The following is a 5,661-nucleotide window of genomic DNA, read 5'->3' on the forward strand; positions in this document are numbered from 1 at the left end:
GACATACGGTGTTTCACCCAAATGAATGGCCTTATGCTGAGCCTGTGGATAGGCACGGTGTTTCACCCAAAAGAATCGTGCTTACACACGGTGTTTCACCCAAAACGCGACACGGTGTTTCACCCAAAAGAATGCCCTTGCAGGCCTAGTGCTGCGCGGCTTACAGAAATCGTAACGCGCGCGCGCGTTTTATTAACTTTAAATCTTTAACAGGCCGTGCTGAAATCTGGAAAATGCAGCGGCTCTGCCGGGGCACCCCTACGGTGTTCCCCCACCCTTCGGGCGGCTCCCCCTCCTGTTGACTATGTCGCGCCGCAAGCGGCACGGCTGCTACCAGGCGCGCAAGCGCGCCGCCTGGCGCAAAACTCTTCACTCAACCCGATACCTCACTGGCATAAGCAAAGCCAATCACAAGCAAACCGCTATATGCCTGGCCTACGGCCAGAAACTTTTTGCCATAACACACCAATCGAAATTACCCCGCACTATCGCGTAGGCATCCAAACCATCCAAAGCGAGTAATCAGTGTTGGGGGTTGCTGACGATTTTCGGCCAACCTGGAACCCATGCGTGAATCGGAAGACCTCGGGCAAGGTTCTGGGTAATACACAGAGTTCTCTGAACGGGTGGCCCCTGGGAGCCTCTGCAAGCCCTTATTCACGTGATAAGGGATATTTCCTTGTCTTTAAGCGTTAAACGCACTGCGCGTGCTCGCAGCAGGGTAAATCGGTTTGTTTATGGCAGCGGTTAGCCGGAATCCATAGGTTCCAGGTGCGCGTAATCGGGTATGGCTATCACATAGCCGGAATCTTTCCCTCTTTCCCTCTTTCCCGTCTTCCGCTCCAATGCTTAGCGCAGTACTGCACCCTCGAGCTGGATTCCGTTTCCTATTGGTCAAAGGATTGTTATACTTTTGTAAAACTTTAGGAGGGTCTGGCTATGGGGACTGTTGCGCTTCGCCGCTCGGGCGGATCATTGATTTTGGCGGTGCCGGCTGCGTTTGCAGCACAGAACCATTTGGTTGCCGGTTGCCAGCTGGCTTGGACAATCGAAGGGGATGCCCTGGTGGTCAAACCCAGCCGGAAGAAACCCACCCTGGCCGAGCTGATTGCAGCGACCCCTAAAGAGGCACGTGTCGAAGGCTGGGATGACATGGCTGCGGTCGGAAATGAACAATGGTAAGGCGTCCACCGAGTGTTCCTGATCGGGGTGAAATCTGGCATTTGAACTTCGACCCTTCCACCGGCCGGGAAATGCTGGGTGAGCATTACTGCCTGGTGTTATCGAAGCGCGAGTTCAACGATTCCTTTGGGCTCGCGCTGGTCTGTCCGGTGTCTCAAGGCCGCGCTGAAAATGCCCGTGATCAGGGCTTTTTGGTCACGTTGATGGGCTCTGGTGCCGATACCCAGGGAAACATCCACAGTCACCAGGTGCGCACGCTTGATTGGCGGGCGCGCAAGGCCAGCTTCAAAGAAAAAGCACCGGCTGACATCGTGCAACAGGTGCTCGACTGCGTAAGCACTCTGCTGGACGACTAGGGTTTACCCCTATGCGTCTAGCAACAGTTGAACCTTGCACTAGAAGCTCGTTTTTTTGACTGCGACTAAACTCGATTCCCAGGATGGGAGTTCAGCGCAGGTAGACCAGTGTGATTTCAGGCCGCAAGTGGCCCATTTCATGGCTGACAATCTGCAACGCCCGGTCACGCCCCATTCGCCCGTTGCGAGTTTGGAACGCCTGGCAGAGCAAGCGCATGCGCTGCTGTGCGTAGGTGTGCCGCAGGCCATGGATACCAGTACTCCAGCCCAGCGCGCGCTTTGAGGCGTCGCTAAAGGACTTTGAAAGGTTATTACCGCCTGGGAGGTTGTAGTGCTGCACGTAGCGAATTTTTCGGTCGAGCACTGTACGTGGTGTTTCCAGGCGAAGCTTTTCAAGCGCCTCAGCCATGGCATAGGGGATTTTGACGGTTCTAACTAGCCCGCCTTTACCAACAACGGTGTACCGGTTCCCCTGGATTTTCATGTGCGTCAGTGGGTCCCAGTCACGGTCAGATGGCGCGCGCTCGGCCACTGGGCGCAGGGTGAGCAGTTCATGGGTGCGTAGCCCTGCGGCGGCAGCCAGCTCGGTAGCGAACCGGTTAGCGGGTGATTGGTGTTCCATGACCAGCTGGATTTGCTCAGGTGTATAGGCCCGAGATTTCAGTGCGGTTGTGGCTTCAGAGCGCACCATGCCAATCACATCGTCCTGACCCAACGTGGCGGTTCGGAACGAGTTGATAGCCTGGCGGTCGAGGTTTAGAGCGGCCTGACCGACCTGCTCGCTGCGATAGTCGAGATAGGCGACAGCATTGTCTCGCGTGGCGAGGCCCAGCTGGATGCCGCGCTCTTCAAGCCATTGTCCGTACAGCGCGAGTGCGCCGGCGTAACCGTTCGCTGTCCGTAGGGACTGCACAGCACCTGATTTGTGCAGGCTGCGACCGATGCGCTTGGCTTGTTTTTCAGCTGACGAGAAACGCGCCATCAGGGCTTCGTCGGCGTGGACGGTTTGCTTAGACGTAGGCCGTTTTTATGAATCCAGCGGGTCACTGTGGAGTCGGAGACAAACAACTGAATGGGTTTGCTCTGTAGATAGCGCTGCAAGTCTTTACCGTTTAGACCGGCCTGCAGCAGGCGCATCAAGTCATCCGCGTGCCGATCCAGTTGGGAAGGCTTTTTGCGGGTTTTACGCTGCACGGCCGCCAGCGTCTTGATGCTTTTGGCCAGATCGGCGATCTCGTCGTTGCTTTTCGTGGCCAGCTTTTTCATCACGTCTCCGTTAGTAACCACAGTGGTGAGCCCGAAGGCAGACCGTTTGCTGTGACGAGCTCAGTGCTCGAATCGCCCCTGTTCTCCTCTCGGATTCGCTCGGACTGATCTCGCGAAGGTTCCCATTTTTAACCTGCTGGGTGAGCAGCTCAAACCAATCTCAGCCACGAATGACGTGGATCTGACCCGATGGCGCGGGAGCTATTACCTGTCACGAATGACATGAATCAGGTCGGCGGCGTAGCTAGCGACGGCCCATTGCCTCAACCACGAATGGCGTGATTTCGGTTGACCAGGACGGGTTACGACGCGGCCAGAGTACAAGGGATAAACGGCGGTGTATACAGTGCGTTTATCTTAATGCGCATATAAAAGTGCGTATAAGCTAGAATAATGAGTAAACCCGCTAGGTAGAGGAGCATTTATGATCCTCACCTAGCGGGGTTACGGAAGACGAATTTATGTGGGATTAAAACCGCATTTCACACGCGGATCACGAGGGTTTACAGCGATACCGATAACATAGCTGCATCAATACCTGGCTGATTACATTCCAGAGCAACCGGCGCACCGCTCACATCCGCTGCGCGACACGTGTTCAAAAACATGCTCACAACACCTCTCTTACTTATGGGAGTCTGACGGTTCACCTCACATAGAGGAAATATGCCCAATTGTGCCGAAGGGGTGTCGTGAAGGGGTGTTGCCGCTGTAACCCGCATGGTTACTGGATTTCAGATTTTTTTGAGTGTCTTGTACAGGTAAGGGGTGTTGTAAAGGGGTGTCGTCGTCGAGGCAAGGAGTGTCGTGAAGGGGTGTTGCCGCTGTAACCCGCATGGTTACAGGGTTTCAGTTTTTTTGAGTGTCTTGTACGGGTAAGGGGTGTTGTAAAGGGGTGTTGTCGTCGAGGCAAGGGGTGTCGTGAAGAGGTGTCGTCGCTGCAGTTCTATGGGTACAGGGTTTCCGCTGTTCGCTATGTGCCATGATGGTTTGTGTCACCTGGACGGGCTGGATTTCAGCCCGATGTGCAGCACCTACTTCCTCAGTCGCGAGGCAGTGATCTCGACCAAGCGGATCGGCATGGCGCGCTGGCGCGAGGGCGTATTCGCCTTTCTATTGAAGGACGCCAACAGCAACGTGCGCTTCTTCAACCTGCCGTTGAACCGGGTGATAGAGCTGGGAACCCAGGTGGAAATTTGAGTGCCGCCTTCGCGATTCGTTGGGCGTCGGGCTTTTGTAGGAGCCAGCAAGCTGGCGATGCCTTTTGTTGCAGAGCTTTCTCCAGCAAGCTGGCTCCTACAGACATCCACTGCTAGGCCGCAGGCGGCTTAGTCGCGACCGGGGAGCATGCGCACGACGGTGTTGTCGCGGCTGATGAACTGGTGGAACAGGGCGGCAGCGGCGTGCAGGCCGATCAACCAGTAGCCGACGACGCCGGCCAGTTCGTGCCATTCCTTGATCTCGCCGGCCAGCGGCGGGTTCTTGCCGATCAGTGCGGGTAGTTCCAGGCCAAAAAACGGAATTGGCTTGTCGGCCGCGCTGAGCACCAACCAACCGGCCAGCGGCGCACCGATCATCAGGGCGTAGAGCGCCAGGTGCATGAGCTTGCCGAGGGCTTGCTGCAAGCCTTGTGGTGCCGGTTTGATGTTTGGCGTCGGGGCTATCAGGCGGGCGAACAGGCGCAGCCAGACCAGCGCGAAAACCCCGAGCCCGAGCATGAAGTGCCATTGTTTGAGCAGCTCGCGGGTGTCGCTGCCCTTGGGAAAGTTTCCCTTGAGTTCGATACAGGCATACAGGCCGGCAATCATCACTAGCATCAGCCAGTGCAGGGCGATGCTGAGGCTGCCATAGCGGGATTCGGTATTTTTCCAGGCCATCGCGGTTTCCTTGTTAGCGCTGAGTCCGCCGGGGGGCGGGGAAGTGCTGGATAATGAGCGGGCCAGCTTAAGCCAGCCTTAATTGTTGATGCGGTGCGCGAAAAACGTGCGTTTCCACAGGACGCTTACAGTCGACCGACTGATGCAGAGCTGCCTAGCAGTCTCGGCTTGACTCAAGCCAGCCTCTTGCATTCCAGCACACTCTTCAGCTTGTTCAGATTCGTTGGCCGGGCTGCAGGTAGCTTCGCTACATCAACGCCAGTTAGGTGCGCCCTGATATTAGTTGAGGTGACCCGCTCTTCGAGCTCCCTGATCTCTCGCTTTAGCGAGCAAACCCGCGCTGGAGGCATTATCACGTGTCGCGAGAACCATGGTCATCAAAGCGATGGGGCTCCTGTTTCGCATCGACGCTAGAGACCTGACATACATTCAACCGCTTTGAGATTCTCAGGTCTGTACGTCCTCTACGCTATGAAATGACACCTGCTCTTGGCTTGCCCAGCTGTGCCTCAGGCCGAAGAAATGGCCTACGAAGACTCCCCCCAGGCAGTATGGCCTCGCGCACCTTTTTCCAGAGGTGATTGAATCGGCCAGGATGGCAAAAGGGTAGAGCAAGCCCAGCATGGATCAGGTTGGACTTCGGCAGTTCGGCTACCCGCCGCGAGTATTAAAGGCCTTTCCCAACGCGGAATGTCTTTTGAGTAAGGTGGGGTGATACAAAAATGGTACGGGGAAGTGGGAATTGCGCTGTATGCCTTTGTTTTAAAGAGGTAAGTAGTTAGTTGGTCCAATCCTTCGTTGGTACGAAGGCTCGATGCGGCCAGTTCGCCCGAAAGAGCGGATCGTGCGCAACCTTCCCCACCTTGGCATGGATTGGTGCCGCTCGATGCTCGGCCTAGTGCGGCCGTCCACCTCAGCGCACGAGATCAGCGTGCAGCTTGGCGCATGGCAATCCTGACGATAAGGGTGATGGTGTCCAC

At 56.1% G+C, this 5,661-nt stretch carries 5 protein-coding genes and 1 pseudogene; 3 read left to right on the forward strand and 3 right to left on the reverse strand.

Annotated features, from left to right (window positions below; all coding sequences use genetic code 11):
* Positions 1–939 precede the first annotated feature (939 nt).
* Entirely contained in the window at positions 940–1,182 is a 243-nt protein-coding gene (locus GHO03_RS23430; RefSeq protein ID WP_153400614.1) for an AbrB/MazE/SpoVT family DNA-binding domain-containing protein, read from the forward strand.
* Entirely contained in the window at positions 1,176–1,538 is a 363-nt protein-coding gene (locus GHO03_RS23435) for a type II toxin-antitoxin system PemK/MazF family toxin (protein ID WP_153400615.1), read from the forward strand. The genes GHO03_RS23430 and GHO03_RS23435 overlap by 7 nt, the downstream gene beginning before the upstream one ends.
* 91 nt (positions 1,539–1,629) lie before the next feature.
* On the opposite strand, the gene GHO03_RS23440 is transcribed toward GHO03_RS23435, so the two are convergent.
* Complete coding sequence (locus GHO03_RS23440; RefSeq protein ID WP_153400616.1) at positions 1,630–2,520, reverse strand: site-specific integrase; 891 nt, start codon at positions 2,518–2,520, stop codon at positions 1,630–1,632.
* Positions 2,520–2,804: a hypothetical protein gene (locus GHO03_RS23445; RefSeq protein ID WP_153400617.1), complete on the reverse strand. Its 285-nt coding sequence runs from the start codon at positions 2,802–2,804 to the stop codon at positions 2,520–2,522. Before GHO03_RS23445 ends, GHO03_RS23440 begins: the two co-directional genes overlap by 1 nt.
* A gap of 990 nt (positions 2,805–3,794) precedes the next feature.
* On the opposite strand from GHO03_RS23445, the pseudogene GHO03_RS23450 reads away from it, so the two are divergent.
* A pseudogene (locus GHO03_RS23450) lies at positions 3,795–4,004 on the forward strand (potassium transporter Kup); the annotation flags it as partial.
* Between the two features lie 128 nt (positions 4,005–4,132).
* Here GHO03_RS23450 and GHO03_RS23455 read toward each other — a convergent pair.
* Positions 4,133–4,681, reverse strand: coding sequence for a cytochrome b (locus GHO03_RS23455; RefSeq protein WP_110973451.1), 549 nt, complete (start codon positions 4,679–4,681; stop codon positions 4,133–4,135).
* Positions 4,682–5,661 lie beyond the last annotated feature (980 nt).

The organism is Pseudomonas sp. FSL R10-1339 (assembly GCF_009600545.1).
Classification (GTDB): Bacteria; Pseudomonadota; Gammaproteobacteria; order Pseudomonadales; family Pseudomonadaceae; genus Aquipseudomonas; species Aquipseudomonas bubulae.

What these genes read in the sequence shown, in the direction of transcription:
- GHO03_RS23430 (WP_153400614.1), top strand. Translation starts at nt 940, where the DNA reads ATGGGGACTGTTGCGCTTCGCCGCTCGGGCGGATCATTGATTTTGGCG.
- GHO03_RS23440 (WP_153400616.1), bottom strand. Translation starts at nt 2,520, where the DNA reads ATGGCGCGTTTCTCGTCAGCTGAAAAACAAGCCAAGCGCATCGGTCGC.
- GHO03_RS23455 (WP_110973451.1), bottom strand. Translation starts at nt 4,681, where the DNA reads ATGGCCTGGAAAAATACCGAATCCCGCTATGGCAGCCTCAGCATCGCC.
- GHO03_RS23435 (WP_153400615.1), top strand. Translation starts at nt 1,176, where the DNA reads ATGGTAAGGCGTCCACCGAGTGTTCCTGATCGGGGTGAAATCTGGCAT.
- GHO03_RS23445 (WP_153400617.1), bottom strand. Translation starts at nt 2,804, where the DNA reads ATGAAAAAGCTGGCCACGAAAAGCAACGACGAGATCGCCGATCTGGCC.